The organism is Phytopseudomonas flavescens (genome assembly GCF_900100535.1).
Classification (GTDB): Bacteria; Pseudomonadota; Gammaproteobacteria; order Pseudomonadales; family Pseudomonadaceae; genus Aquipseudomonas; species Aquipseudomonas flavescens.
The window spans coordinates 144,564-171,094 of the sequence record NZ_FNDG01000007.1 but is presented as its reverse complement, the minus strand read 5'-3'; the positions used below and the strand labels follow the sequence as shown (position 1 = coordinate 171,094).

Genomic DNA, 26,531 nt, shown 5'->3' with positions numbered 1-26,531 from the left:
GTCCGATTGAATTCTCTGTTATAGCGGCGCGGAACTTGGAAGAACCTGGGGTAGAACTTCCCGAGCCAGCTCATCAAGCACCTCGTCCAGCGGGCGATGCGAATTCCGAAGATGCAGTACCAGATGATCGACTCCGGCAGCGTAGAACCTATGCAATTCATCAACCAGTCGATGCCGACCGATGCGTGCGCCAAAACGATGTGGAATGGCATCGAGGCTAACGTTCTCATCCAAATCCAGATGGAACGCGCTAATGAACACACCGGGATCCATAGACACTGTTTCCCGCAATTGGCGCCATGACGCTACTTGCGCGGCCATCGCCTCGATGGAGCCTGGATAGACAAAAATTCCCTGCATGTTCCGTGCAATCCATTCGGGACTTTGTCTTCCTTGGCCTGCGATCACCATGGGTATCGTGCCTCTCCATGGTTTAGGAAGGAGCTGTAAATCTTCGCCAGCGAATACACCATCAAGAGCCATTCTTCCAGGCAGCCAAGCACTGCGTATTTCATTGACTGAATTGCGAAATATCTCGCCGCGATTGTCGAAGTCCACGCCCATGAGAGGAAATTCCACCGGGCGGTCACCGGTTGCGACCCCAAGAATCAAACGGCCATTGGCCAGAACATCCACTGATGCAGCAGCCTTGGCGACCAGAAGGGGATGACGCAGCGGCAAAACGATCGCAGCGGTTCCCAACGCTACGTTACGGGTAACGGCAGCCAAAAAACCCAAATTGACGAAAGGATCGTAGACCGAGCCCGCGTCACCGAAACGGAGTGGATCAAAGACCGGTACGTCGCGCATCCAGATGGCAGAGAATCCGGAAGTATCCACCTGGCACACGAGTTCCTCCTGCCGACTCAGGTCCGGCACACCTCGCGGACGGTTGGAGAGTTTGCGGCGGCACTCACCATCCGCAGACCAGTCGTTGTCCAACGGCAACTCGATGCCAACCGTCATTCCACCTGCAATCCGGATCAGATCCAAGGCGGATGAGATTTCCTCCTTAATGGGCATGATGTTCTCGTACGTTATTTGCATGAATTGCCCGGCGATCCAGCAGACCACTCCACAAAGTGAGTAACAAGGCCACCGCCACCAGCAAAGCGCTGACCCATGGTGTTGCCTCCAGTCCCAATTGGGAATCGACCACGCGCGCGCCGATGAAAGCGGCGAGCGCAATGCCCAAGTTGGCGGCGGCGATATTCAAGGCTGAGGCCACATCCACACCATCTGGGCGGTGTTTCTGCGCGAGCTGGACAACGTACAAGTGCAATCCGGGAACGTTAGCGAAGCAGAGCCCGCCTAGAAATGCGAGCGTCACCAGCGTTCCCCATTGGGAATGGGCGGTGAAGCTGAACACCAGCAGCCCTAATGCCTGCAATGTGAACATTTTTACTAGCATCGGCACGGGATCGCGGTTGGCGACACGACCGCCGATCACGTTGCCAACGATGACCGACAGACCATAGAGAAACAGGATCTGGCTAATACGGTTGGACGAGAAGCCACTGACCTGTTCCAACAACGGTGCCAAGTAAGTAAAGGCCACGAAGGTCCCGCCATAGCCAAACAGATTCATGGCAAAGGCAATCAACAGGCGTCCGCTGCCCAATACCTCAACTTGGTCAGATAAGCGTCCGGGGCGGTCGACTTGGATGGTTCGGGGTAACAACGCAGCAGTTCCGATGAATGACAACAAACCCAATCCAGCGACCATCCAGAATGTTGCACGCCATCCCCATTGCTGCCCTACAAAGGTGCCGATGGGCGCTCCCGTGGCAATGGCGATCGTAAGCCCTGAGAACACCATGGCGATGGCTGTGGCCCTGCGGTCTATCGGTACCAGGCTTGCGGCGATGGTGGCAGCAACGGCAAAGAACACGCCGTGGGCGAATGCGGTCACCACTCGCGCGGTTAACAGCAACTCGTAGGTCGTACTAAGCGCGGCGATCACATTGCCAATGGTAAACAGAGCCATCAAAGACAGCAGTAGTGTCTTGCGCGGCACGCGCCCCGTAAGCGCAGTCAGCACTGGCGCGCCAATCGTGGCCCCTAGCGCGTACATGCTTACCACCAAGCCCGCCATTGGAATACTAATTCCCATATCGAGAGAAATGTTGGGCAGGATACCGACGGCGACGAATTCTGTGGTTCCAATGCCGTAGGCGCTGATCATCAGAGCCCACAAGGCTGGGTAATGGGAACGATTTCTCAAGTCTCTCTCCAAGCAAAAAAACAGATACGTCACTTTAGAAAAATTTCGTATTTTGGAATACATTTCATCTGTCATAGGACTTTGGAAAAACATTCATAAGCCATGCACCAGTTCAATCGTTCTACCGAGATGGCAATTTTTGTCCAAGTTGTGGAGTCGTCAGGACTTTCCTCGGCAGCCAGGCGGTTAGACATGACACCGTCGGCGATCAGCAAGCTCATTAACCGGTTGGAAGCTCGACTCGGTGTCCGTTTGCTCAATCGCACTACGCGCAAATTGCAACTCACGCCGGAAGGCTCGGTCTTCTACGACCGTTGTTTGCGTATCCTGGAGGACATCTCTTCAGCCGAGCTTGAAGTCACGCTCGGGGCGCAGCCGCGAGGTCGGGTACGGGTTAATTCGCACGTTCCATTTGGCAAGCATTACCTGATGCCGCTGATGCCTATCTTCCTCAAGCGATACCCGGAAATCACACTTGACCTGGTTCTTTGCGATCAAGTCGTGGATCTGCTGGACGACCGGGCCGACGTAGCTATTCGCACAGGGCCATTGAGCGACTCGGGGTTGGTCATGCGCCGGTTGGGTAGCAGCCGGATGGTAGTGGTCGCGGCCCCGGACTATCTTGAACGGGAAGGCACTCCGAAGACTCCTGATGATCTCGGACAGCACAATCGGCTTAGCTTCGGCTTCACCCGCCACGTCAAGGCTTGGCCGTTCAAGGGTGATTCGTCCAGCCAACTGCTTCCTCCCTCAGGCAATCTCCTGCTGGGAGATGGAGAGACCATGCGCAAGGCCGTGATCGTTGGGCTGGGCTTGGCTCGGATGGCACTCTTTCATGTGCATAACGACATTAAAGCCGGACGGCTCATTCCGCTATTGGAGGACTACAACCCTGGGGATGAGGAAGAAATACATGTCGTCTTCATTGGCCCGGGCAAGCAGCTTCCTGCACGCGTGCGGGTGTTCATCGACTTCCTCGCAGAGCACTGCCGCGTCAGCGAGGACCTTGGTCAGTCCGTCTTCCAAACGAACTGACCGCCAAGGCGAGGTAGTTACACCACTGCGCGCAGGACTCCACCGTCCACTCTCATGGCGGAGCCGGTGATCGCTGACGCCTGGTGCGAAGCCAGGTAGACCACGAGGCTGGCGACCTCTTCGGTCGTCGCAAGGCGCCCAATCAGTGAGGACGGCCGGTGTTCGCGCACGAAAAGTGCCCCGGCCTCTTCAGCGGAGGCAGCGGCATCGCCCATGAGACTCGACACAAACGTTGCGACTCCCTCGCTCAGTGTTGGCCCGGGCAATATGCTGTTGACCGTTACACCACTATTGACGGCCGCCTCTGCGTAGCCGCGCGCCACGGCAAGCTGTGCCGTTTTGCTAACGCCGTAATGAACCATTTCCGGAGGGACTTGCAGGGCTGACTCGCTGGAGACGAACACCACTCGTCCCCAGTTTTTTCTGATCATCCCGGGAAGGAAATGCCGCGTCAAACGGACGCCACTCATGACATTGACCTCCATGATCTCCGTCCACTCAGAATCCTCAATTTCCAGCAATGGCTTGGGACGAAATATTCCTGCGTTATTCACCAGGATATCAATGCTGGGAACGGTATCGGTCAGTATTTGGCAGCCATACGCGGTACCCACGTCAGCAGCGATTCCGGTCACCCGTGGAGCCCCTCCCAACTGCTCCACCGCTGCGGCTACCCGCTCAGGGGAGCGGCCATTGATGACCACATTTGCGCCGGCGGCCAAGAGTCCAGCGGCGATCGCGTGTCCAATACCTGAGGTCGATCCTGTAACCAGTGCCAACTTGCCTGAAAGATCGATGTTCATGGCTACTCACCTCTTGCTAAGGAAGGGGCAGCCGGCTGCTCGGAGCCCTCTTTCATGTCGTTGTAGTAGACGACGACCTTGGGGTTGGCCGCCTCGAAGTAGTTCGGCACCGAATAGCCCACTGTCGCGAAATCAATGACTCCCCTCTGCTTGAAATCACCCAAGGCGACCCTGGCCACAGACTCATCGCCCACGCGCCACTTCAGAAAAACGCCGTTCTCGACATCCAGCGCTTTGTAGTACATAACGCCTTGCCACGGTGCGGGACCTCTCAGGCCGACCAGAAATTCATCATCTCCATCGCCATCAAAATCGGCGCATACCACACAGTGACCGGGACTCTCACCTTTGGTATCGGGATCGCTGAACACGTCCAGCACATAGCGTTTCCACTGGGCGGAACGGGGATCCTCCCCCGGCTTTTTGCAATACACCACCACAGTGTTGCCATGGAATGGCTCCAGCGCCGCGACATAGGCGAATGCATCTGCCTTAATCCGGCCAACATCGGCATCGCCACTACCCTTGAAATGGGTTTTCTCGACCTGGCCGATCTCTCCAGTACCGATCAAATGGCGCACCCACTGCCCGCTGCTTTCGTCGTAGTAGAACCAGCTCACCCCCTCGTCGGATGCAACGACCAGAGAGTCCAGAGCGGAGCCGGGTATCAGGTTTGTTTTCTTCTCCACGCCATGCACGAAGCGGAACGAATGGTTGTCGATGATGCTCATCGGCCAGCAAGCGACATGCTTTACATCATCGGGGCGTGTGAACAGCGCGACGTTGATGACGCCGTGCATCGCGGAGGTAGAGACGATAGGAAATCCCAAGATTTCCAGGCGATCACTGCGGGTGAAATGGCCGGCCCTCAAGCGGTGCATGGCAGGTACGTGGCCGATGTAGTGACGCGTCCAGCGCAGACTATCGCTGGCATCGGGCCCTGGGTTTTCGAACCAGTCGATCTTTCCACCGTCGACAGCCGGGTCGTTAAATGTTCCGCCTGCGCCGTACAGGTCGTAGCAGACGATCACATCCTGCCGACCGATACCGGCGACATCGGCGCTATCCATGCCCACCGGCATGCGGATGCCGTCGGCCAAGAGGTGGCGCCGCCATTCAATCCCGGCGACGTTGGGCAGGTTCTCGTACCAGTAGATCTCTCCGATACCGGGGCCGTAGGCCACCAGGTCATGGCGGCCCTTGCCCGCAACGTCCAAAGCCTGAACCCAGTATCCATCGCGCAATCGCTCAGCCACGATCTGAGCAGTGAAGCGCGGTGGGAAGCCATTTCCGATTGCATGCTTGGTCATAGACATAGATCTCCTTTCTACGATTAATGTTACTTGCACGAAACCTCAAACCGCGAATGTGATGCCCTCGGTTGAGAGGGTCACGCATACGGCCTCTCGTTCTAGACTATTGCGCGTGATTTTCCGCCATCGTGGCCACCGCATCATGTCCAGCCCGATCAACTGAAACCAGCGGTAGTAGACGAGCAAGAAGGCATCCACTAGAGTGAAGTCCGCTCCGGTGGCATACCTTCCGACAGAGGCAATGCCTTCTTCTATACGCTGGGCATGGTCTGCCATGTGCGTTCGCGCGAACTCTCGTAAGCGTTGGCGGGTGCCGTCGTCTTCGGCTAAATGCTCGGGACGGAAATAGGCACCTATCGAGCGATGGACACCGGTCGCCAGCCAAGCGATCCATTCCAGTACACGGGCTTCCGCAAGAGTGCCTGCGGCAGGCAGCAACATCGTATTTCGCTCCCGGCGGACAAGATAAAGGCTAATAGCCATCGATTCCGTCAAGACTTCGCCTTCGACCTCCAGCACAGGAACCAGACCGGCTGGGCTAACCCTGAGAAACTCCGGAGTCTTGTAGTTGTGCAGGGAGTTGTCTGCTATCGCCACGCGAACCGGCTCGAAAGATAGCTTCAGTTCATTGAGCACGATGTGCGGAGCAAGAGAGATGGTTCCCGGGTCGTAATGAAGCCGCACCATGGCAATCTCCTTAAATGAATATCCAATTTTGCATTCGCACAAGAGGCGGTTTTTCACGCTGGCGGGTGATACTCAATCGCCATCCAAATACAGTCGGTTTCAGCGTAATACTGATGCCAGGGATAGCAGAAACCTCCTTGCTTCTGGGCCACGCAGAACGGCTGCGATGTGGTGAAACCAGGCAGCATTCCAACCTCTTCGTAGAGCGAATCGAAGGATTCGGAGTGGAACTTCTGCATATACCCGACGCCTGCTACCTGGGTATGGATTTCCACGAACCTGTGCTGGTTGTGAATGAGGCAATGCGTACCCGCTGGGGCGAACCACAGGTTGAGCTTGAGCGCGAACGCGGCTGTTGGGCCGAGTGCATCCCGCAAATGGATTGGCAAGGTAGCGTTCGCAGAAAACAACATCGTTGCGACCTCATCCTGCCCCGAACGCCATAGATCAGGGGAAGACAACGGGCTTCCAACGGGCAGCTTGAAGCGCTGCCAACCGGCTTCTTCGCATATGCAAGAGGCATCGCGCCGCTCCGGCGTCCGAAGAAGAATCACTGGATCGGGGCTGGAGAGATGCACCTTGCGCAAGCGGCTTGACGAAAGCGGTGGTATCCCATGACCCGGATCCTCACTGATTGCCACATAGCCCTTGCCGGGATTGACGACGTAAGCCTCGCTTTCAAGCCGATAGCGCTCGGGCGCATTCAGCAGCGTTGCCTCCACGACAGAACCGGAGAAGCTCAGCGGACGTTCAATGCTCGATTGCAACTTGGCCATCTCACACCCCCGCAATGCCAAGGGCTGCTTCGGACGGGCCAGGCCACTGGACCGCCCTAACCGTTTCTCTCTCCGGGGCAAGCGATTCATACAAGTATTCGTCGCCCATCAGGAACGATGTGATGGCCTCCAAGGATCTGGCAGTCGCGTTACCGTCGCCGTAGGGGCTTATCGGCAGCGCCATGCGACGGTAGCGCTTCTCGTCCCGGAGCAAAGCCGTTGCCTCGGCCACGATCCTGCCGCGATCGCGTCCCACAAGCTTAGCCGTGCCCAAATTTACCGCCTCCGGACGCTCGGTGAGTTCCCGAAGCACCAAGGTCGGCTTGCCCAGAGCTGGCCCCTCTTCCTCGGCTCCGCTGCTATCAGAGATGATGAGATGACTTCTCTGCATCAGCTTGCAGAACCCCAGATAAGGCAAAGGCTCTACCAGTGACACATTGGAATTGCCCTGCAGACGGCTCTGCATCTTCTCGCGCACCACCGGGTTCTTGTGCAGCGGGACGACGACACGTACGCCGGGCTCCCGCGAAATTTCGTACAAAGCATCTGCAATGTCGGCCAGATGCCCCCAGGACTCTCGCCGATGGGCCGATGCCAACACTACCCGACGAGGATCAGTGTCAAGATCTTCCAATCCTTGAACGCCATAGTCCAAGGCATGCTGCACCCCCCAGTGCAGTGCATCGATCACCGTGTTACCAGTAATGGCGATCCTGGATGGGTCGACTCCTTCATGGAGCAGGTTGCGATAGTTACCCCCGGTCGGCGCCAGATGCAGTGCGCTAATTTGTGCAACGAGACGACGGTTGGCTTCCTCGGGAAATGGCGAGGCGATGTTGCCGCTGCGCAGGCCTGCTTCAATATGGATGACTGGGGTACGGTTCTGGAAGGCGTACAGCGCTCCCGCGAGCGTTGTTGCCGTGTCTCCGTGAACGGCCACAGCGTCAATCGAATACTGGCTCAGCGCCGCTGGAAGTCCCTGCAATATGCGCTGGGTTACTTCGGTCAGCGTTTGCCTGGGCTGCATGACAGCCAAATCGATGTCGGCTTTGATCCCAAAAACCGCAAGCGTCGTATCGAGCATTTCGCGGTGTTGCCCGGTCGACACGACCAATGGCTTTAAATACTTGCTATCAGCCATCGCGCTGATAAGGGGGGCGCATTTAATCGCTTCTGGGCGGGTTCCTATCACGATTGCTACAGTACGCATATCGTCACTCCTTGATTCTGCAAATTGGTTTTCGAGGCAAGTCTCGAATTACTTGCTCATCGCAAGAAGAACAGCCCACCAAAAAAGAACCAATAGCCACCTATCCTGCAAGAGTGAGAATTTGCATAAAATAACGGATTATAGTTGTTTTATTTATATGCAGTGGCAAGAACTCAGGATAGGCGGTAATGGCTCTTCGCTTTATTCTTTGCCATGTAGTGTGTCAAACTTCACTCTTTCTTTACGGGCGTAAAATATTGAACCAACATATCTTTTGCGAGCACTTCGTCTTTCGCCGCCTGGAAGGCCAAGAAGTGTTTTGATTTGATATGCGACTCTAAGTCCTCTTTCGACTCCCAGTTCTCGTAGAACATCCATATGGCAGGATCATCGTTAGAGCGATGAAAGTCATAATTGATGCAGCCTTTCTCAGCCAGGGTTGGTGGAATCATGTTGCGGAGGCGGCGCCCCAGTTCTTCTTCTTGACCGGGCTTTGCGGTCAACTGAGCTACGACAGTGAGTACCTTGCTGGTCATGGAGTGTCTCCTTACAGTAATTACAATAAATAGAGTTCCGGTTCGAGACCTTACATAACAGCCTCAGCTTGCTCCTGCAAATCCCAACTAGACAAGGCTACACTGAAGGCGATCTCAGTATCCTTTGCTGCGTCGCAGCAATAAATATGCCTTCCGTAAAAAGACCTATGAAATAATTTCAGAGATTATTTTTGTATGTGCGCATAACAAAACAACTCGGTATATTTAAATTCCACGTCGGCGCAGGTGCGATCATTCCCACAGCGAATGGGCAGGACCTGATTGATCCGGAGGACGTGCGGCTGACGGTGGGCGAGCGCGAAGGCATGGCATGGCGCCCGGATCCAATCGCCCTTGCCTGACGAACAGCGCGGCTTGCACGGAATGCCGATGGTGCCAGCGATCCACCGAAAGTTCGGACCAGTCTGTTTGGATGGTGTCAGGCTCCGGGCCTGCGCATGCGCTGCTGGAAGGGTTGAGCAAGGATTGCACCGTTCGGTAGTGAAGGACTTGCTGAAGACAGTCTGCGCTATCCGATGGCAGGCCCATGCAGCCGCCCGATCTCCCAAGACACGCCACCGCCGCGCATTGTCGCGGCGATCTGCTGCCCCAGCCTTTGTTCGATCACCGGCTTCCACGGCACCAGGCTGAATCCCATGCCGTCATCCAGCACTGCGTAGCGCCCGCTGGCGAGCATGACCGAGCGCCGATAAATGCCGGCCACACGCTGCCCATCAGTGACGGGGCAATGTTCAAGGCCAGTGTCGACGGCAATGTCTTTCGCGGCCTGCGCCACCTCCCGATTGCGCAGCGTGCCCAACAGGTTCCGGGCGAGGATCACGCGTTGCCCGCGCCGCTCGGCCAGTCCTTGTTCGGCCAGGAAGTCGGCGCGCTGCTGCATGGCTTGTTTGGCATCGCTGCCAAAGCCCAGGTCGCCCAACCCTTTGCCGCCGCCGATCAACTGCTGATCCAGCCAGGTCGCGCCGATGACGCGGGCCTGCCGCTCGATGGGCAGGTGCGATTTCAGCTCTACCACCACGCCGCCCAGGCGCTGCGCGTCGTACTGGCGGCCGCGTTCGGCCAGATCGTCCGGCACCTTCCACAAGCCATCAGCCACGCGCTCCACGATGCCGGCCCGGCGCAGGGCTTCCAGCCGGCGGACGTGGGCCGCGACAACCTCCTGCGGATCGCGTTCAGGCTTGGCCCGGCCTTGCTCAATTGCCAGGTGATGATCGGTGCGGTACAGGCCATTGCTCGCCAGTGCGGCGATGTTCTTGTCGGCCGCCCGTACCTTCGGCGGAACCGCGTACCTCCACCACTGCGCCGATGAGATAGTTCGCCGGTTCGTCGCGGGCGTTCAACACGACGTAGTGGGCCTTGCCGTCCACGCCGTCGATGACCAGATAGCCGCGGTCGTGCAGTTCGTCGGCCAGCCCCTTCGCAGCCACGCGGCCGACGATGCTGCGGCCATCTTCGTTCTGCTCAAACACCGCCAGTTCGCGCTGCTGGCCGCGCATGGCCCGCTGCATCGTGCGGATGATGTCGCCACGTTTACCCAGGGCGCGCAAGGTTTTCTCGGCATCCGCATGGACGGCCCAGGTGCCGGGCTGCGTCTCGTCGGCCAAGCCCAGACGCTGCAAGCGTTGCAGACGGCCGATCAGCAGCAAGCGCTGACGTTGCAGCGGTGGTTCGTTGAAGCGTTCGATCCGCACCCGGCCGTCGTCGCTGGCCTCGCGTTGCAGCGTGCGGTCGAGACTCGTCCACCGCTCTTGCTCCACCTCGCGCCGCAAGGTCTGCTGGATCTCCAGTTCCGTACGCGGCCCCAGCCATTCCGTCGCCAGCTCGGTCGCGCGATGGCGGAAGCCGTGGGCGATGTAGTCGCCCGCGATGATGAGGTCTTTGCCGATGTCGTCGCGCCCGCGCACGATCAGGTGGGTGTGCGGGTTATCGGTGTTCCAGTGATCGACTGCCACCCAGTCCAGCCGCGTGCCCAGGTCGGCTTCCATGCGGTTCATCAGGTGCCGGGTGTAGGTGCGTAGGTCGTCCAACTCCGCGCCTTCTTCGGGCGAGACGATGAAGCGGAAATGGTGTCGATCGTCCTGGCAACGTTCCTTGAACGCATCCAGGTCGGCTTCGTCGGTCTGCGGCCCATAGGCTCGGCCCGGTTCACCATCGCGGCCGGCGCCGTCGCGTTCAATGTAGCGCAGGTGCTTGGCGAGGGACTGCGGGCTGGCGTTGCGCTGATTGACCAGCAGGGTCTTGATGGTCATGCGCCGCGACATGGGCGTCAGCTTCTCTCCCGCGAAACGCGCCGCCGTGTGACCGCGCCCAAGTCGTGAGCCGGGCCGTTGGCCAGCGCGTGCGCCGCTGCTGCCGACTGCGGAATGGCGCATCGAGGACTTGCCGCCGCTGGCCTTGCCAGCCTGCTTGAGCACCTTGGAAACGAAGCTCTGGCCCTGGCCTTTGCCCCGGTTCTTCGGGGCGCTGGGGCGCACCCGGAAATCGTCGTTGCGGCGGTCGGTCATGGCTGCGCTCCCCGCAAGCTTTGGCGTGTCCTGTCGTGCGAAGCACGCGGGCATGCCTGCATTGGCGCAGGCCTCGCGCCCCGCGCGGCACGGCGGCGAAGCCACTCCGTGCCGCTCCACCCCCATGTGCAGACTGGCTTTGCGGGCGGCAGAGTGCCGAACCCTTTTGTCTTGCCTTCCGCCTTTGCCCTTCGCTGCCGCTCCGGGCGTCGGCGGCCCGGCGGCGCTGTGCTGCTTGCAGCCAGCACGCCGGCGAACGCGCCAATGGCCGCAGGCCGGGCGCGTTCGAGGCAAGACGCCTGCACGGTGGACGGCTGCGCCGGATGTTGCGCGAAGCGCGGCGCGTATGCGCTCGCGCTGCATGCGCGACGACACGGCGGCAGCAGCCGGAACGGCATGCCCGATGGCACGATGAGAGGCACGGCAACGTGCAGCGAATCGGCGGCCATCATGGGTGTGTCTCCAGCCAGACCGGATGCGCGACGCCGATCACGGCGGATGCGCTGATCGGGCCGAAATAACGGCTGTCGAACGATGCCGGATTGGTCACGCTCAACAGGAACAGCTCGCCCTCGGCCAGTAGCCGGCAATGCGGCCAGGATGGCAGCGACCGGCCCAGCCGATCGGCAGGCAGCGCGGCGGCCGTAGGCACGCCGTCGATGCGAACCTGACCGGCGACGATGCAGACGTGTTGCGGCGCGACCGCGCCCACGCGTTTGAGCAGCGGAACGTGTGCCGGCAGGTAACCGCGCTGCGCAGCGAGCACGCCAGCGTCAGCAGGCAATCGGGTCAGGACGATGCTGCCCACGGAAAAAGGACGTGGCAGCGAGACGGCCCGATGGTCAAGCGGCTGTACGCGATACCAGCCGACCGGAACGCTGTCGGACGGGTTGTAGATCAGGCGCGGCAGCGGCTGCACGAATGCCGCCCAGGCCAGCGCAGCGAGGCCGATGGCGGCGAAGCCCGCCAACACGATGCGAGCGCGCAAGCGCGAGCGAGGAAGCGGCGCGACTTCGGATGTGCGTGCGGTAGTGGAATCAGAGGTCATGGCAGCGCCCTCCCGGCCAGCCAGGCGGCGTGCCGTTCGGCGGTGTACTCGGGCAGCGCCAGGCGGGCCGCCAGACGGTTGCCCAGCGTGCGCCAGTATGCGGGCGACACGTCGATGGCGGCGATGCCTTGCCCTTCGATGCCGTCGATGCGTTCCAGCACGGCACGCACCGCGTTTTCGCCTTCGGCGTGCAGCAGCAGGCGTGCGCCCGGCCGCACGCCGGGGATGCGCTGCATGTCGTCCAGCGGCGTCGCGGCTTGCATCACCATGAGTTGCCAGCGGATAGTGCCGTAGTTGTTTGCTTCCCAGCGCACGCGGCAGAACATTGCACGCGGCAGGAACACCGCGCAGCGCCGCCAGCGGTCGAGCCGCAGCGTGCGCGCCGGCTCGCCGAAGCGCAGGTAGAGCTTGAATCGCGGTTCGATGTAGGCGAGCGATACGCGAGTCAGCGGCGTGCTGCCAGCCTGGCCGGCGAGCGTCGAAAGCGAAGGCGGCGGCGCAGCAGCCGGTGCAGCCGTCGCCGCATGAGCAGCAGGCAAGGCGAATGCATTCATGGCAGGTTTTCCGGGCGCTTGTCGGGGAACTCCCGTTCCAGCAGGCCGCGCAGCAGGTCGGTCACGGTCACGCCCAGGCCGAAGGCAGCGATCTTGATGCGTGCGCGCAGCGCGGGCGTCACGTCGATCGTGAGGCGTGCGGTGTAGAAGTCGCCCTTGTTGAGCGCATCAGCATCGCCCTGGCGAATCCACGCCTCGGCGTGCGGATTCGCGGGCGGACGTGCGCCGATGCCGACGCGCTTGCTGGCACGCGAACCGTTGCGGGTGGTGCTGTCGCTGCTCATGCCGGCCACCGCAGCAGTTCATCGACCAGCGCAGCGATCTCGCGTGCGGCGGCGCTGTCGGGCGCGGTTTCGCGGGCGAGCCGGCCAGCGGCCACGCTGTCGGCAAAGACGATCCTTTGCCGAACCTCGGCGCGCAGCGCTGGCAGCGGCTGTTCCGCCAGCGATTGCCGCGCTTCGCGGCCGATGATGGTGGTGCTGACGCGCCGGTTGATGACGAAGGCCGCGCGCAGCGCAGGCCGGAAGACTTGTGCCTCGCGGATCAGCGCCACCATCTCGGCGCTGGCCCAAAGGTCATACGGGCTGGGCTGCACGGGAATCAGCACACGCTCTGCCGCCAGCAGCGCGGAACGTGCCAGGGCGGCGATGCGCGGCGGGCCGTCGATGATGACGTGATCTGCGCGACGTGCCAGCTCCGGCGCTTCCTGGTGCAGCGTCTCGCGGGCGAGGCCGACGGCGCTGAACAACCGGGGCAAGCCCTGCTGGCTTCTACGCTGCGTCCAGTCCAGCGAGGAACCCTGCGGGTCGGCGTCCAGCAGGACGACATGCTGGCCGCGCAGCGCGAGTTCGCCAGCGATGTGCGTGGCGAGCGTGGTCTTACCGACGCCGCCTTTCTGATTGAGCAAGGCAACGATCATTACGCGGCCTCCCATATTGGAAAGCCGGACTTCGCCTGCCGTGCAAAACGCTGTTCGCTGTGCCGTTTCGTGGTTGTCCACCGCAACGGCGCGCTTCTACTAAAAGTTAGAGATTTATAGTTAGGTAAGTTAGAGGGGCCGCAAACCCGCGCCGTTACTGGCTTTGCGGCGTTTTCGTACTCCTGATAGCACGATAGGCGTACTCCCGATAGCACGATACCCCGTACTCCTGATAGCACGAGGCCGTTCACAGGTTTTCCCGCAGTTATCCCCGTGCCGTAACCGGCACGGGCCGGAAGGTCAGCAGTTCCAGCCTTTCGTCCGGCATCGGCTCGATGCCCAGGACGTAGCCGGGCAGCGACTGACGCGCGACCAGTACGCGCAGGTCGTAGGCGAAGTCCGAGAAGCGCGCCGCGCTGCCGGACTTGCGGTGCAGGTGCCGGAAATCGAATTGCCAGCCGTGTTCCTGCCGCCCGCCGTGCTTGCGCACCAGGCGGTACAGCCACCGCTCGATGCCGCCCTTCAAGCGGAAATAGGCTGGGTCGATGGTCAGCACCAGAGCGGCGTCGAGCACGCCAGCATAGAACCAGTCCGGCAGGATCAGCTCGATGCCAAGCGGCGTGCCGCTGGCGTCGGCCAACTCGCGCCATTCGTTCACCCATGAAAAGCGATGCAGCCGCCTTCCCGTGGTTTCGCGGATGGAAGTCGCCACGCTGGTCGATTGCAGCCGGTCGAGCGCGGCTTTCAGGCGCAGGTAATCGTTGAGCGACGTGCCGCGTCCGATGAAGCGCAGGATCTCGTAGGGCGTGGCGCGTATCCAGCGCGACGGGCGAATACCCGCGTCGCGTGCCTCCACGATCTGCGAGGCCGCCCATATCAACACGTCGGCATCCCATATCGTGGCGATGCCGTGCTCGGCCGTGCCTTCCACGCGGATGGTGATGTTCCCGCTGCGAAAGTCGATCGGCGCCGTGCGCCGCGACTTCGCCAGCGAGAAGAACGGAAAGGCCATCAAGTCCTGGCTGTCGCGCGGTGCCATGTCGCCGGGCAAGGCGCGGAACAGGTCGAGCTGTTCGCGCTCCTGCACCGGCCGCGGCCGCGGCCGAGGCGGTAGCGCGGGGCTGGACATGACGACGGCCACCGGCAAGCCAGCGATCAGCGGCGATCACGGTAGTCACCCGCATGGCGCTCGGCGTACTCCGGGTCGGACGTGGCATCGAAACTGCGCGCATCCGCCCAGGCGTCGAGGTCGGCCACGGCGTACATGACGCGCCGGCCGAACTTGCGGAACTTCGGCCCGCCGCCGATCACGCGCTGTTTCTCCAGCGTGCGCGGGCTGAGGCGCAGATACTCGGCGGCCTCGTCGTTGGTCAGGTAGCGTTGGGGCTGCGCGGGCGCAGCGACAGCAGCGGCGGCAGGCCGCAAGGGAGCGGGTCGCATGGTGTGAACCTCCATCGGTCGGCAAAGCCCGGCCACACAGCGCGACCGGATGGAGTCAGTCTCAAGAAAGCGAGGCTTCCTGCTAAGGGACGATTTGCAGGGGGCGCGAAACGTCCCCCCTAATGCGGTGCAATTGGCGGAAGCTGCGCCAGGCGGCGATAGCCGCCGCGCATCAGCGCCTCGCCACGCCGCACCAGCCGCCGCACGCGGGCACGCAAGGCGCTGTCTTTGTGCCTGTCGGCCGCGACGGCATCGGCACCGAACAGCCCTTCGGCCACCTCGCGCAAGGACGCGCCCGCGAGGGTCGCGTCGAGCGCCTGCAAGGTGTGCAGTTCCAGCAGCGCGGCGGGTGTGGGCCGGGATCGGGCCGTTGCCACAGGCGCGGCCACGGTCGCGGCGGACAGCGCATCCAACTCGGCCGCGAGCGTGCGATAGCGCGCGCAGGGCGTGGCGCAGGCACGGGTGGCGTAGAGGTAGGCCATGCCGTCTTCCAGGCCCGGCGCCAGTGCGAGCCGCATACAGCAGCCGGGCCAGCGCGACACCAGCACCAGGCGCTTGCCATCATGGATCAGGTGCTTGCGGCCGGGGACGCGCCAGAACTCGAAGGCGTAGGCTTCGGGCGGTGGGTCGGCATCGGGATAAAGCTGCACCACGGCATCGTGATCGGGGAACCAGGCCGGATGTGCGTCGCGCGCATCCAGGGCCGGGTCTTCCAGCAGGCGCAGGCCCCAGGCGTGCGCCGCGTCTGGTCGGCGGCGACGGCGCAGCCAGTCGCGCCGGTAGTCGGGGTTGCGGCGCAGGTATTCCCAGGCCAGCGCGGGGCCGTCAAGGTGCAGCGTGTAGAGATACGCGGCGGTCGGATACCAGTGTTCGGCGCTCGGGTCAGCCATGACGCAACCTCCTGTCGTTCAGCAGGAACGTCGCGACGGATTCCGGCGTGCGAGAGCTATCGAGTCGCCATCAAGTAGTCATCGAAATCGAGGTAAACTGTAACTGCTGGTGTCAAGACTGATTCGCTCCAGGGCATTGCGGAAATCGTCTGAATGCGACGGCTGCGCCGCCACAAAAATGGTGCGCAGCGTGGAGCACCGTGCAGCAGCCCGCGTCAAAGATCATGACTGTTTGCATCAGAAGCGTACCGCTTCGGTGCAAGAGTGTGGATTCAGACGTTCCGGGTCTTGGGTAAGACCGAAATAGTCAGAATGCGCCGTCGTTGGCTGAGGTTGCTCAGTCGGTGATCGAGCCGTTTTCCTCGGCCAGCCGCAGGTACTCCGACAGCAGCCGCACCGGCTGGAAGTAGCGGTCGCGCATCACCGGCTGCTTGCGCGGCCCGACGATGGACGCCAGATCGGACAGCTTCACATGGCCCAGCCCGGGCATGCCTATTCCCAGGTCGATCAGACCCCATGCCGTATCGCCATCGGCCGGGTCGAGCGCGGCCAGGAGCCAAGTGGCGTGCGCGTCAGGCGTGAACAGTCGCACCGCCGGCATCGGGTCGATGCTCCGACCAGCGGCGCGTGCCTCGCCGACGGCGAGCAGTTGCGCCCGCTGTTCAGCGGTGCCGAGCGGCTGGGTCATGGCTCGAATCCCCACGCACCCGAGCATGCACGGATACGATTTTCCACCGAAGCGCGGAACCGCTGAAGCGGATGCGTGCTTTGGCGGAAAAGCACGAAGGCGCAAGCCATCGAATCCGTACATGCACAGAAACGCAGAAGCGGAATTGTGAGGGTCAGGAAAGGCACGGACGTAATTCCCTGGCTCCGGCGAAATCCGCAGTTGCGGATTTCAGCAAAAGCACGAAGAGGACTAAATTGTTGCAATGAGTTAAAGATAACGTGGTTTTAATTGTCCCGCGACTGGACGCTTCTGTCTATGCAGAAGCGACCCGTTCAACCCGGCCGACCGGCCGGTGCCACCACCTTCGATGCCGAGTTGGCGCAAGCCTTCGGCGCGGCGGTGCGTGCGCTGCGGATGGAGCGCGGGATTGCGCAGGAATCGCTGGCCAACCTGGCTGGCATCGAACGTTCCCACATGGGCAAGGTCGAGCGCGGCGAGCACATGCCCACGCTGGCGATCATCTTCAAGATCGCCAGCGCGCTTGGTTGCAGTACCGCCGTGTTGATGGCCGCGACGGAAAGCCAGCTCGCGTCAGTGTCCGAGAGCTAGGCTGAGCGAAAAGCGCCCCGCCGCAATGGGCGGGGCGCGGTGGGCCGCCGTCAGGCTGCCTTGGGCTTGGCGCGCGACCAGATCAGGTCGTGCGTACCGTCCTCGTTCTCGATCAGGCGGGCATAAACCGTCGCCGGGAACGAAGGGTCATCGAGCGAAACCGACAGGTACGGACGGTCGGCCTGGCTGGTTTTCTTCCACGCCGCGCCGATCTCGTGGCCGGCCGCCTGAAGGTGGAAGTCGGGAGCGTTCTCGGTGTCGCCCTTGTCGTTGGGAACCAGCTTGACCTTGACGTTGAGCGTCAGGGTGCGGAGCGTGCCGGTGAAGCCGTCTTTCTCTGCGGTGAAGGTGCCGATGTTAGCCATGATGTTTCTCCTTTCGGGTTGAACAAGGTCGCGCCAGTGCGTCCTTGTTGTGATCCGGCCGGCGGGGGATGGGCTGGCCGCACCGCGCAGCGGTCGCAACACCGTGGAGAACCTGGAAGCGAAAACAATTTGTGCCGCGAGGAATCCGCGTAGCGCAGGGGAAATTGTTTTCGCTGGAAGGTTGCGGCCATGAAGCCCAAGGCGCAGCCGTTCCCTCGCCAGGATTCACGACAAGCCAAGGACGCACGGGCCGCCCGCTCCCGAATGGAGACGTGGCCAACTCGGCATCCCCGCGTGACGGCTGCACTGGCTTGTGCTCTGACGCGGGCAAGGCCAATCTCCCAACGACAGGCGAGAACGCCCCCGCCGCAGCTTGCGGCGACGTACTTGAGGCGTGGCGTGGAAGTTCCATAGGCAAGGCCGGGCGGCGTGTCGGTGAACCGCCCTTCGTGACGTAGAGGCGCGAACCTCCAGCGTCGAGGACGGCACGCATCTGCACAACCTGCCGCAGCAAGCCTCAGCTCATCAGCCATGCCCCGTCCATTGCGGCGGAACGCTGGCCTGGTCGTTCCGGCGCAGCCGGTTCGGCGGTATTGAGAGGCGCCAAGCGATGCGCGGCAGGGATAGCCCGGAGGCTAGCGGAGCGCCGCAGGCGCGAAGGCGGGATTGAAGCCGACGGCGAAGACGGCACGGAACGGAGCCCGAAAGCCCGGCGGCGCTTGCGCCGACACGCTCTTGTGAGTCACAAACTTCGCACTCGGCACAATAGCACCAACCAACGGGTAAATGGCGCATCTTTGCAACAGGGGCTGTAGTATGACAAGAGCCATATCAGCGCAAGCTAGACGCCCTTCTTCTGCCCCCTTTTTGGAAGAAAAATGAACGAAAATCTAAAACAAGCAATAAGAAATGGTGAGCTTGCGCTCTTCTTAGGAGCAGGTGCATCAAAGAGATGCAAAGACTCGTCTGGAAATGATTTGCTCGATGGAAACTCACTCGCCGAAGAATTAGCAAAGCGAGCGGGCATGGATTATTCAGACGAAGAGCTAGAGGACGTATATGGTGCAGTGCGCGATGAAATGGGATCGCGACTTGACTCGGTGCTCGAAGAGTTATTTCGACACGTATCTCCATCGGATGAATATTCTGCACTGGCCAAATTTGCTTGGCGCCGAATTTACACCCTAAATATTGACGACGGCCTAGAGCGCGCCTTCCATTTTTCAGCGCAACGTATTTGCCCTAGGTTATCCTCCGATCCGATAGAAGATAGAGACCCCTTCTTCGGGAGGCTCGACATCGTCAAGCTAAATGGATCTGTTGATAAACTGCATTGCGGGATAATTTTCTCCGCATCAGAGTATGCCAAAGCCACCATTCAAGGACGACCTTGGTATGAGCAGTGTGGCTCGGATTTTGTGCGAAATCCAATCCTTTTCGTTGGAACCAAACTGAAAGAGCCACTGCTTAAATTTCATATCGAAAGATATAAAGAGTTTAACAAGCGCACACCAGGACGAAGCTACGTCATTACTCCATCTGCCACTGAAATCGAGAAGCGATCTCTAAAGCAATACAACATTGAACACATTTCGGGAACTTTGGCTGACTTTACCTCTTGGCTAGAGCAAGAATTCCCAGATGGACTAAACTCAAAAGATCTAGCGCGTGCGAGCCTCCCTCCATATGCAGCAGCCTTAAATTCCTCAGACAAGGCGAGCTACACAAAACTCTTCGATGGAGTTTTCCTGGTCAAAAAAGATATGGCTCCAAATGATCTGGAAGGCGGGGCAATCAGGGAGTTTTACAAAGGCTTCAAACCAAGCTGGAGCGACATCGCCTCAGGAATTCCTGCAGAGCTTGAAATTCTTGACGAGTGCTCAAGATTTCTAAAGCAAAATCTGGGAAAAAACAAGCTGATCCCTCTCATTGGCCCAGCCGGATCAGGGAAATCAACCTTGTTGATGCAATTGGCATACAACACCTCTCAATGGAAAAGTGTTGCCGTCTACCATTTTGAGGAACCACTCTCTGACGTCAAAAGAACTTTGATCGCAATAGAGGAGGCATCAAAGGATTTTGAGTATATTGTTGTTGCAATTGACAATGTCGATCTTGTCTCCGAATCTCTGATCGAAGCATTGAAATCCGGGAAACTCGCAAAAACAACGATTGTTTTCGCTGAACGGGAAAGCATCTGGGAGAGAAGAACAAAGGCAAAGTTAGGTGAGTTTTCCACCAATAATATTCATGTAAGCGAGTTCACCGAGAGGGATGCACGCAATATACTTCATAAGCTGCAGAAGTATGGCTCTTGGACAATTCTAGGTCAAATGACCGAGAACGAAAGAGTCTCGGCCTTGATCAACAAGGCGGGAAAGCAACTACTTATTGCATTGCTGGAGGCAACATATGGCCGCGGATTTGAAAAAATAATAGAGAGCGATTACAAAGCACTCGAAAATGATGAACAGAGGATTTTCTTTCTTACTGTTGGCGTCATAACAGAGAGAAATTTTGGAGCGCCAATCGAGTTAGTTGATAGAGCACTTTCCGCCAACGGCTTTGCCGGAACCGGAATTTTGACAAAATCATTATCAGGAATAATCGTCAAGAAAGAAGGAAAACTTACAGCCAGGCATCGTGTATATGTGCAACACCTGTTGGAGCAGGTGGTAGACCCAGATTTAACCGCAAAAGCAATAAAGGGACTCTTGATCGCCTTCTCCCATTATGACGCCCCAGTAATTAAACATGTCAGAAAGGCCGATGCTGCAATTTACAAAGGAATAATAAATCACAGCTTCTTGTGGAACGTCCTACGAGGCAGAGAGTCGCTCATAGTTTCGTTGTACAAGTCTCTTGAAAAATCCTTTGAGCTAGATGGATTGTTCTGGCTTCAGTATGGACTTGCCTTGAGAGATATGCATGATGACGAAGAAGCCTTGGATAAACTGCGAACAGCCTTCAATGCCTATCAGATGCCACATACGCAACACGCACTTGGGCAACAGCTGCTAATCATCGGCAGAAAGGCGAATGATCGAACAATCGCCCTAGCTTACGCAGATGAAGCCAGAGCATTACTCGAACCGCTCGATGAAATCATGGAAAGTGACGACACGTATCCTATAGTCACTTTGGCAGAAGGACACACGGCATTGATGCGTGAAATTGCTGATGAAGGCGAGGCGCGAAATATCGCGAGGTCGTATTTACCGGCCCTGGAGCGACGGAAAAGGTCTCAGCCAGATAATTTCCGCTTACAAGAGTGTTATTCCAGAATATTCAAATTTGTAGCAATAGGAACGTGGATTGATATCGTATGACGCTACGAATGCAGTTGGTTTAGGTCGGCTTCAATGAAGGCGCAAATGGCCCCGGCCTGAACCGGGGCGGGAAGGATCAAGCGCTGAGGTCTAGATCTGTTTATGCGCCTTGATAGCAGTGTCCGGTTACTACATCCGTTGCTGTATCCTCCGGCATCGCTGCTTGCTGACCTCTGCTCTCGAAGACCGCAGGCATCCAGCCCGTACCATCGGCCAGCCGTTCCGCCTCGCTGGCAATATCGGCCTTCTTCAACTTCGCCAGCCGAGTAGCGTGCGACGGTGCGAACTCGCCCACGGCTTCCAGAATCGCGGCCTTCGGCACATGCTGGAAATACCCGTCTGCGGTGGGCTGCCACCATGCCGCCATGTCGAGGCCTACGGCCTGCGCCAGTTCCGCGCCCGGCTGGTGCGTCGTGGCGCGAGGCGTCACCACGTCCACCGTGGAAGCCACGCACACGGCCAGCAGCCGCACCAGTTCGCCTTGCTCCATCGCCAGCAGCGCGGCGAACAGTTCGGCGCTGCCCTGCGGCAGCGCCTCGCCCGCGACCTGCTGCAATTCGCGCAGGGCCACGGCGGCGGGCGACTCGGGCCAGTCGGGGGCCATGCCTTCCAGCCGATCTTGCACGGTCAGGCGCACGCCCAGCGGCAAGTCATGGCCGTAGTGGCTGTCCTGCAAGACGGTCTGCACCATGCCATGCACCAGCGCGGCCAGCGCGACGTGCGGATGCCGGGCGACTTCGATTTGCAGCGCGGCGGTACGGTGCGCGCTCAGGCGCTGCGCCAGCCGGTCGGACAGGCTCGCGGCCTTGGGCTGCTCGGCGTCCTCGCCTTCGTCGTCGTTCCCGACTTCGCCTTCCGCGCTGCCGAACCCCTGCCGCAAGCGTTCCAGCGTGCGCAGCGCCTTGGCTTCGGCTTCGCGCAGCAGCCCGCGATGAATCACGGCTTCGCCGCTGCGGTCGAGGGTGACGATGGCACCGGCCGCGGCGCGCACGTCCGGGGCGTAGCCCTGCAAGGCTTCCTCCACGGCTTGCAGTTCCCCGGCCACCTGTTCGCGGCGCGGTTCCAGCGCCTCGGTCTTGTCCTCGTCCTCGGCGTCGTAGGCGTCTTCCAGTTCGGCGTCGATCTTGTCGAGGCGGGTTTGCAGCGATGCGATGCGGCGGGCTTCGCGGGCGCTCGGTTCGCGGCGCTGGCGCGGCGCGTTCTGGAATGCCTGCCGCTCGGCGTAGCTCATGTGCGGCACCGCTTCCACCCACGCCCAACCCTCGGCGCGGATGCCTTCGGCCAGCGCATCCAGCTTGCCGCGCACCAGCGTTTCCAGCAGCGCCGCGTCGGTCAGGTAGGTTCCGGCATCGCCTTCCGCGAACAGGTCGCGGCGAATGCCGCCGCCCGCCGCCGTGTAGGCGTCCAGCCCGGCGAAGTGCACCAGCGGATGCGTGGCGTCGATTTCACGCTCGGTCAGGCGTTCGCGTAGCGCGGATCCGCCGCGCTGCCATTCGGGCGCACCGTAGAACGCGGCTTCCTGCGCGGGGTGGTCGTCGGTGATGGTCAGGGCCATCAACTGTTCCAGCGTGACGGCTCCGGCCCGGTAGTCGGCCAGCAGGCGCGGCGAGACGTTGGCCAGCTTCAAGCGGCGCTGCACCACCAGCGGGGACACGCCGAAGTCAGCGGCAATGTCTTCGATGGGACGGCCTTCCTTAACCAGCGCGGCGAACGCCTCGAACTGGTCGGCCGGGTGCATCTGCTCGCGCAGCAGGTTTTCCGCGAGGCTGACAGTACGGGCCGAAGCGTCCGGCACCAGCAGGCAAGGCACCTCAAAGTCGGCGGCGATGCGCTTCTTCTTCGCCAGCAGCTTCAATGCGGTCAGTCGGCGGTCGCCGGCCACCACTTCGTACTGCTCGCCATCGGCGGTAAGGATGACGACGAGATTTTGCAGCAGGCCGATGCGGGCGATGCTCGCGGCCAGTTCGGGAATGGACAGGCGCGGGGTCTTGCGTGCGTTGCGCTTGGAGCGGCGCGGCAGCAACTGCGAGAGCGGAACCAAAATCAGGTTCTTGGTCGGGTCGGCCACCTCCAGCGGCGCGGCGGTGGTTTCGATGGCGCGGGTTTCGATTTGGGTAACGGCGTTCATGGTGATAACTCCTAAAGAGAGAATGTGAAACAAGAGAATGAATGGAGGGGCTGCCCGCCCCTCCGCGCGGGGTTCAGGCTTTCAACTGGCGCATGCCATCGGCCAGCAGCCAAAGCGCACGGTTGAGGCGGATGTTCTGGTCGATGCCCTGCACCGGGCGGGTTTGCTGGCGGCGTCCGTTGGCGCTGCGCCCGCGCAGGCCGCCTTGGGTCAGGTTCTCTTGCGTGCGGTTGAACACGCTCCACAAGTCCGGGCGGCGGTCGTCGAACCGGCGCGGCATCAGGATTTGCGATTCGGTGATGGGTGCGGGCTTGTCGGGGTCGTCATACTTGAGGGCCAGCGCGGCGCGGGCGAACACTTCGGATTCGCCATCGTTCAAGGTGATGCCGCGCATGGCATCGCGGGATTCCTTCACCCGGTCGAAGCCGCTCAACACTTCGTAAGCGCCTTCGATGACGGAACCGGCCACGTCGCCTTTGTGCGGCACGCGCACGTCCGCCACGGTGTCGCCGCAGACAAGGCCATTGCTGCACACGAACCGGAACATTCCGGCCAGCATCTGATAGCTGCTCGTGCCGTCATGCGAGTTCAACAGCACGATTTCGTTAGCCTCCGCGCCGTTGATCTGGCTGGCGTGGCGCAGGCGCAGCATGTGTTTGGTGTAGTCGCGGCGGTCGTCGTGGCGCACGCGGGTTTGCGCTGCCATGAAGGGTTCAAACCCTTCCTTGCGCAGTTCCGCCAGCACGGCGGCGGTGGGGATATAGGCGTACCGCTGCGAACGGCTTTCGTGCGGCGCGTCCGCGAAGATGGACGGCGCGACCCTGCGGATTTGATCGTCGGACAGCGGGTAATCGCTGCGCAGCGACGGGGAACGGGAAGCGAATCGGGATGCGAGTTGCATGGCATTTCTCCTGACGAAAAGGGTTTGCTGTTCAAACCGCACACCGGATTCCTAGATTCGGAGCCCAGCCTTTCGGCTGTTCGGTGCGGTCGGCACGAGGAACCCGGTTGGCCCTGTTGCCACCGTCTTTCCTGAGTTCATCGCCCGCGACGGTCAGGAGCGCGCGGACGGGGGCCGTCAAGGAAACAAGCGCAGGGTTGGTGCGGCCCGCAGCGCAGCGAGGACACGGCCCTGCGCGCCTTGACGGCACACGGGAGCGGGCTACGGTCGCGGGTAAGGTGATGAAGTCAGGGGAGACGGCTGGACAAGGCAACGGCCGCCTTGACGTGCAGACCGCACGCAAGCGAAGCGCGCAGGCCCGAAGCTGGAAGCCGGGCCGGAGGCGTCAGCCGAGCGGAGCGAGGGAACGATGGAAGCCCGAATGGGGCGAGATACCGTAGGTGGCTTGATACGAAGCACGACAGCGCGACCGGCCATGTTTCTTGGCCGGGGACGCCCTGCAGGGACGGCACGACCGCCGGGATCGAGGTTGGCCTGGAACAACTTGCGAAAAGGTATCGTCAGCAGGCATGACGATCCACGCGTTGCAGTTCTGATGAGAAGGAGAACGGACTATGCAGATTTTCAAGAAGGCAGTGGCAGCCTTTCGCGCTCGCCGCAAATGGCGGCTGGATGAATTGAGCGACTGGGTAGTGGCACCTCTCGGGGCAGCATCGTTTCTAATCGCTGGGTATTGGGGCATGGCAGTAGGCGACGTCCTGCCGGAACTGGTCTCGGTGACGAACCGACATGGCCTGAGCTGGTTCGGAGCCGCGGCCTTCGTGTTGCTCGGCATGATGGGCGTCACCATTTGGTTCCACGCTCACCTCGCGGCACGCTGCAATGCCGTGTTGAAGCAGCGGCACTTCAGTTGGTAGCGCAGCAGCCCGCAGTGCCGTGCCTGGGCTACCTGGCGCAGCAAAAAGGGGGCCGAAGCCCCCGAAGTCAGAGCAGACCCCGCTCTGCAAATGATGTAGTAGCAACGCCAGCGACGATGATGTGATCCAGTGTGCGCACGTCCACCAGCCCCAAGGCTGCCTTGAGCTGCTGCGTCAGCGCCCTGTCCGCAGCGCTGGGTTCTGGATGTCCGCTGGGGTGGTTATGCGCCAAGATCGCCGCCGCTGCATTCGCTCGCAATGCTTCCTTGACGACCTCACGCGGATGCACGGATGCGCTGTCGATAGTGCCGCGGAACATCTCGGTGTACTCGATCAGGCGATGCTGTGTGTCGAGGAACAGGACGGCGAACACTTCATGCTCGAATCCTGCCAGCTTGGCGCGCAGGTACTCCTTCACCACGGCTGGCGAACTGAACTCGGCCCCGCGCTGCACCTTCTGGTCGATGGCCTCACGTGCCGCTTCAAGGATCTGTTCGACAGAGGCCAGCCGATAGCGGCCTTGGGTATCGCGCAGGTGCAGCAGCGAATCGAAGGAGGAAAAGGACAGTTGCGACATGATCGTGCTCCGGTTGCTCGGGCGGAATTGCCCGGAACCGGCGCCTCACGGCGCAGCGCAAGCAGTCAGGGATCGCAGACGGCCGACAGGCCGCAAGCGTGCGAGCACGCGCAGTCATTGACGGCGAGAACGCCGTGATACGGTGAAGGGAACAGCAAGCCCGCCCCTCCATCTCCAACGAAGAAGTGGAAGGCAAGCGCAGCGCGCAGGCCCGGATCAGCGATCCAGGCCGAAGGCATCAGGGATCAAACCCGGATGGCCGCGACTCGCAGAGGCGCGGGGCGCAGCCCGCGAGCCCGACGGCGGAACGCCGGGATGCTCCTTTCCTACGCCCGGCCTTGCTGCAGCAAGTTGTCGCAATCGCTAGCGATAGCCACCATGACGTTCATTGCGAACACATGGAATCTGGACGATGGCTGCCGACTCGGAACCGCTCAGGACCTCTGCACAACCCACTGCATCCCTACCCCACCCTGGCACCGAGCAGTACGCCGAGCTTCCGCAGTTCCCGAAGGGATCACCGCTCCCCTTTCGCCGCACGATCCGCCGACGTGAGCTGCACCAGATCGTGCCCTTGGCGGAAACCACCATCTACGAAATGGAGCAGCGCGGCGAGTTTCCACGGCGCTTCCGGCTGACGCCGCGTTGCGTGGTCTGGGATCTGGAAGAGGTCGAAGCCTGGATCGAAGGCCGCAAGCAAACCTCGCGATCAGCGAAGGCTGACGTATCGCCCGGCCCAGACGTGAGGTTGCGTCGGAACCGCCCTGTTCGGTGAAACCGCCATCTGGCGCGACCACTACGAATACGCGGCATCCACTCGGATCAGTTCCGCCCCGGGCAGCACTCGTGCCATCTGAGCCGCGGCAAGCGTGACCGCCGCATCGCGGTCCCGTGCCTTCCGGCTGAAGGCCAGCGCGACATGCCCAGGCCGGCCCCAGCCCACCGTGGCATCGGCACAGTCGCTGCCGGCCAGCCGGCGCAGCACCTCATCCTGCGAATCCACCTCCGGATTCAGCGCGTAGACCAATGTGAAATCGTGAACCATCGCGATCGCTCCATTCGCTTGTATTGCCGC

27 protein-coding genes and 1 pseudogene are annotated in these 26,531 nt (G+C 60.8%); 6 read left to right on the top strand and 22 right to left on the bottom strand.

The features are described from left to right. Positions 1-18: 18 nt before the first annotated feature. Together BLR94_RS11465 and BLR94_RS11460 are read right to left on the bottom strand one after the other, a co-directional pair. Complete coding sequence (locus BLR94_RS11465; RefSeq protein ID WP_084304882.1) at positions 19-1,023, bottom strand: TIGR03571 family LLM class oxidoreductase; 1,005 nt, start codon at positions 1,021-1,023, stop codon at positions 19-21. Next, entirely contained in the window at positions 1,013-2,185 is a 1,173-nt protein-coding gene (locus tag BLR94_RS11460; protein ID WP_208601342.1) for an MFS transporter, read from the bottom strand. The genes BLR94_RS11465 and BLR94_RS11460 overlap by 11 nt, the downstream gene beginning before the upstream one ends. 141 nt (positions 2,186-2,326) lie before the next feature. On the opposite strand from BLR94_RS11460, the gene BLR94_RS11455 reads away from it, so the two are divergent. Further along, on the top strand, positions 2,327-3,259 hold the full coding sequence (locus BLR94_RS11455; RefSeq protein ID WP_084304881.1) for a LysR family transcriptional regulator: 933 nt from the start codon (positions 2,327-2,329) through the stop codon (positions 3,257-3,259). 17 nt (positions 3,260-3,276) lie between these two features. Here BLR94_RS11455 and BLR94_RS11450 read toward each other — a convergent pair whose 3' ends face one another. The 15 genes and pseudogenes from BLR94_RS11450 to BLR94_RS11370 all read right to left on the bottom strand — a co-directional run bounded on the left by BLR94_RS11450 (position 3,277) and on the right by BLR94_RS11370 (position 16,648). Beyond that, complete coding sequence (locus tag BLR94_RS11450) at positions 3,277-4,062, bottom strand: SDR family NAD(P)-dependent oxidoreductase (RefSeq protein ID WP_084304880.1); 786 nt, start codon at positions 4,060-4,062, stop codon at positions 3,277-3,279. Between the two features lie 2 nt (positions 4,063-4,064). Continuing rightward, positions 4,065-5,372 carry a hypothetical protein gene (locus tag BLR94_RS11445; RefSeq protein ID WP_084304879.1) on the bottom strand — a complete coding sequence of 436 codons (1,308 nt, stop codon included), beginning with the start codon at positions 5,370-5,372 and terminating at the stop codon, positions 4,065-4,067. 45 nt (positions 5,373-5,417) lie between these two features. After that, the gene (locus BLR94_RS11440) at positions 5,418-6,062 is read right to left on the bottom strand and encodes a glutathione S-transferase family protein (protein WP_084304878.1); all 645 of its coding nucleotides are present in this window, start codon (positions 6,060-6,062) and stop codon (positions 5,418-5,420) included. Between the two features lie 53 nt (positions 6,063-6,115). Then, the gene (locus BLR94_RS11435) at positions 6,116-6,838 is read right to left on the bottom strand and encodes a hypothetical protein (protein WP_084304877.1); all 723 of its coding nucleotides are present in this window, start codon (positions 6,836-6,838) and stop codon (positions 6,116-6,118) included. A 1-nt stretch (position 6,839) separates the two neighbouring features. Next, on the bottom strand, positions 6,840-8,048 hold the full coding sequence (wecB, locus tag BLR94_RS11430) for a non-hydrolyzing UDP-N-acetylglucosamine 2-epimerase (RefSeq protein WP_084304876.1): 1,209 nt from the start codon (positions 8,046-8,048) through the stop codon (positions 6,840-6,842). A gap of 230 nt (positions 8,049-8,278) precedes the next feature. Then, entirely contained in the window at positions 8,279-8,584 is a 306-nt protein-coding gene (locus tag BLR94_RS11425) for a putative quinol monooxygenase (RefSeq protein WP_084304875.1), read from the bottom strand. 529 nt (positions 8,585-9,113) lie between these two features. After that, a pseudogene (locus BLR94_RS11420) lies at positions 9,114-11,109 on the bottom strand (relaxase/mobilization nuclease domain-containing protein). A 448-nt stretch (positions 11,110-11,557) separates the two neighbouring features. After that, positions 11,558-12,157 carry a S26 family signal peptidase gene (locus tag BLR94_RS11410; RefSeq protein WP_084304873.1) on the bottom strand — a complete coding sequence of 200 codons (600 nt, stop codon included), beginning with the start codon at positions 12,155-12,157 and terminating at the stop codon, positions 11,558-11,560. Further along, positions 12,154-12,711: a DUF2840 domain-containing protein gene (locus BLR94_RS11405; RefSeq protein ID WP_084304872.1), complete on the bottom strand. Its 558-nt coding sequence runs from the start codon at positions 12,709-12,711 to the stop codon at positions 12,154-12,156. The genes BLR94_RS11410 and BLR94_RS11405 overlap by 4 nt, the downstream gene beginning before the upstream one ends. Beyond that, entirely contained in the window at positions 12,708-12,995 is a 288-nt protein-coding gene (locus tag BLR94_RS11400) for a chromosome partitioning protein ParB (RefSeq protein ID WP_084304981.1), read from the bottom strand. The genes BLR94_RS11405 and BLR94_RS11400 overlap by 4 nt, the downstream gene beginning before the upstream one ends. Next, on the bottom strand, positions 12,992-13,630 hold the full coding sequence (parA, locus tag BLR94_RS11395) for a ParA family partition ATPase (protein ID WP_021221525.1): 639 nt from the start codon (positions 13,628-13,630) through the stop codon (positions 12,992-12,994). Before parA ends, BLR94_RS11400 begins: the two co-directional genes overlap by 4 nt. A gap of 265 nt (positions 13,631-13,895) precedes the next feature. Continuing rightward, entirely contained in the window at positions 13,896-14,759 is an 864-nt protein-coding gene (locus BLR94_RS11385) for a replication initiator protein A (protein ID WP_175154225.1), read from the bottom strand. Between the two features lie 26 nt (positions 14,760-14,785). Continuing rightward, positions 14,786-15,070, bottom strand: coding sequence for a helix-turn-helix transcriptional regulator (locus tag BLR94_RS11380; RefSeq protein WP_084304870.1), 285 nt, complete (start codon positions 15,068-15,070; stop codon positions 14,786-14,788). Between the two features lie 119 nt (positions 15,071-15,189). After that, on the bottom strand, positions 15,190-15,960 hold the full coding sequence (locus BLR94_RS11375) for a DUF2285 domain-containing protein (protein WP_084304869.1): 771 nt from the start codon (positions 15,958-15,960) through the stop codon (positions 15,190-15,192). Positions 15,961-16,297: 337 nt separating this feature from the next. Beyond that, positions 16,298-16,648: a DUF2958 domain-containing protein gene (locus tag BLR94_RS11370; protein ID WP_084304868.1), complete on the bottom strand. Its 351-nt coding sequence runs from the start codon at positions 16,646-16,648 to the stop codon at positions 16,298-16,300. Between the two features lie 297 nt (positions 16,649-16,945). Between BLR94_RS11370 and BLR94_RS11365 the strand changes: the two genes are divergently transcribed. Beyond that, positions 16,946-17,239, top strand: coding sequence for a helix-turn-helix domain-containing protein (locus BLR94_RS11365; protein WP_084304867.1), 294 nt, complete (start codon positions 16,946-16,948; stop codon positions 17,237-17,239). A gap of 50 nt (positions 17,240-17,289) precedes the next feature. On the opposite strand, the gene BLR94_RS11360 is transcribed toward BLR94_RS11365, so the two are convergent. Next, positions 17,290-17,604 carry a DUF736 domain-containing protein gene (locus BLR94_RS11360; protein WP_084304866.1) on the bottom strand — a complete coding sequence of 105 codons (315 nt, stop codon included), beginning with the start codon at positions 17,602-17,604 and terminating at the stop codon, positions 17,290-17,292. A gap of 878 nt (positions 17,605-18,482) precedes the next feature. Here BLR94_RS11360 and BLR94_RS11355 point away from each other — a divergent pair. Then, the gene (locus BLR94_RS11355) at positions 18,483-20,933 is read left to right on the top strand and encodes a P-loop NTPase (protein ID WP_084304865.1); all 2,451 of its coding nucleotides are present in this window, start codon (positions 18,483-18,485) and stop codon (positions 20,931-20,933) included. 100 nt (positions 20,934-21,033) lie between these two features. Here BLR94_RS11355 and BLR94_RS11350 read toward each other — a convergent pair whose 3' ends face one another. Continuing rightward, the gene (locus BLR94_RS11350; RefSeq protein WP_084304864.1) at positions 21,034-23,061 is read right to left on the bottom strand and encodes a ParB/RepB/Spo0J family partition protein; all 2,028 of its coding nucleotides are present in this window, start codon (positions 23,059-23,061) and stop codon (positions 21,034-21,036) included. A 73-nt stretch (positions 23,062-23,134) separates the two neighbouring features. Beyond that, positions 23,135-23,962, bottom strand: a complete 828-nt coding sequence (locus BLR94_RS11345; protein ID WP_084304863.1) for a DUF932 domain-containing protein — start codon at positions 23,960-23,962, stop codon at positions 23,135-23,137. Positions 23,963-24,576: 614 nt separating this feature from the next. Between BLR94_RS11345 and BLR94_RS11340 the strand changes: the two genes are divergently transcribed. Then, entirely contained in the window at positions 24,577-24,879 is a 303-nt protein-coding gene (locus BLR94_RS11340; RefSeq protein ID WP_084304862.1) for a hypothetical protein, read from the top strand. 67 nt (positions 24,880-24,946) lie between these two features. Here BLR94_RS11340 and radC read toward each other — a convergent pair whose 3' ends face one another. After that, entirely contained in the window at positions 24,947-25,456 is a 510-nt protein-coding gene (gene radC, locus BLR94_RS11335) for a RadC family protein (protein WP_084304861.1), read from the bottom strand. Between radC and BLR94_RS27135 the strand changes: the two genes are divergently transcribed. Next, entirely contained in the window at positions 25,455-25,577 is a 123-nt protein-coding gene (locus BLR94_RS27135) for a hypothetical protein (RefSeq protein WP_123137236.1), read from the top strand. The genes radC and BLR94_RS27135 overlap by 2 nt on opposite strands. A 291-nt stretch (positions 25,578-25,868) precedes the next feature. After that, positions 25,869-26,231 carry a helix-turn-helix transcriptional regulator gene (locus BLR94_RS28295; protein ID WP_084304860.1) on the top strand — a complete coding sequence of 121 codons (363 nt, stop codon included), beginning with the start codon at positions 25,869-25,871 and terminating at the stop codon, positions 26,229-26,231. Positions 26,232-26,252: 21 nt separating this feature from the next. Here BLR94_RS28295 and BLR94_RS11325 read toward each other — a convergent pair whose 3' ends face one another. Continuing rightward, entirely contained in the window at positions 26,253-26,501 is a 249-nt protein-coding gene (locus BLR94_RS11325; protein WP_084304859.1) for a transcriptional regulator, read from the bottom strand. Between the last annotated feature and the right edge of the window lie 30 nt (positions 26,502-26,531).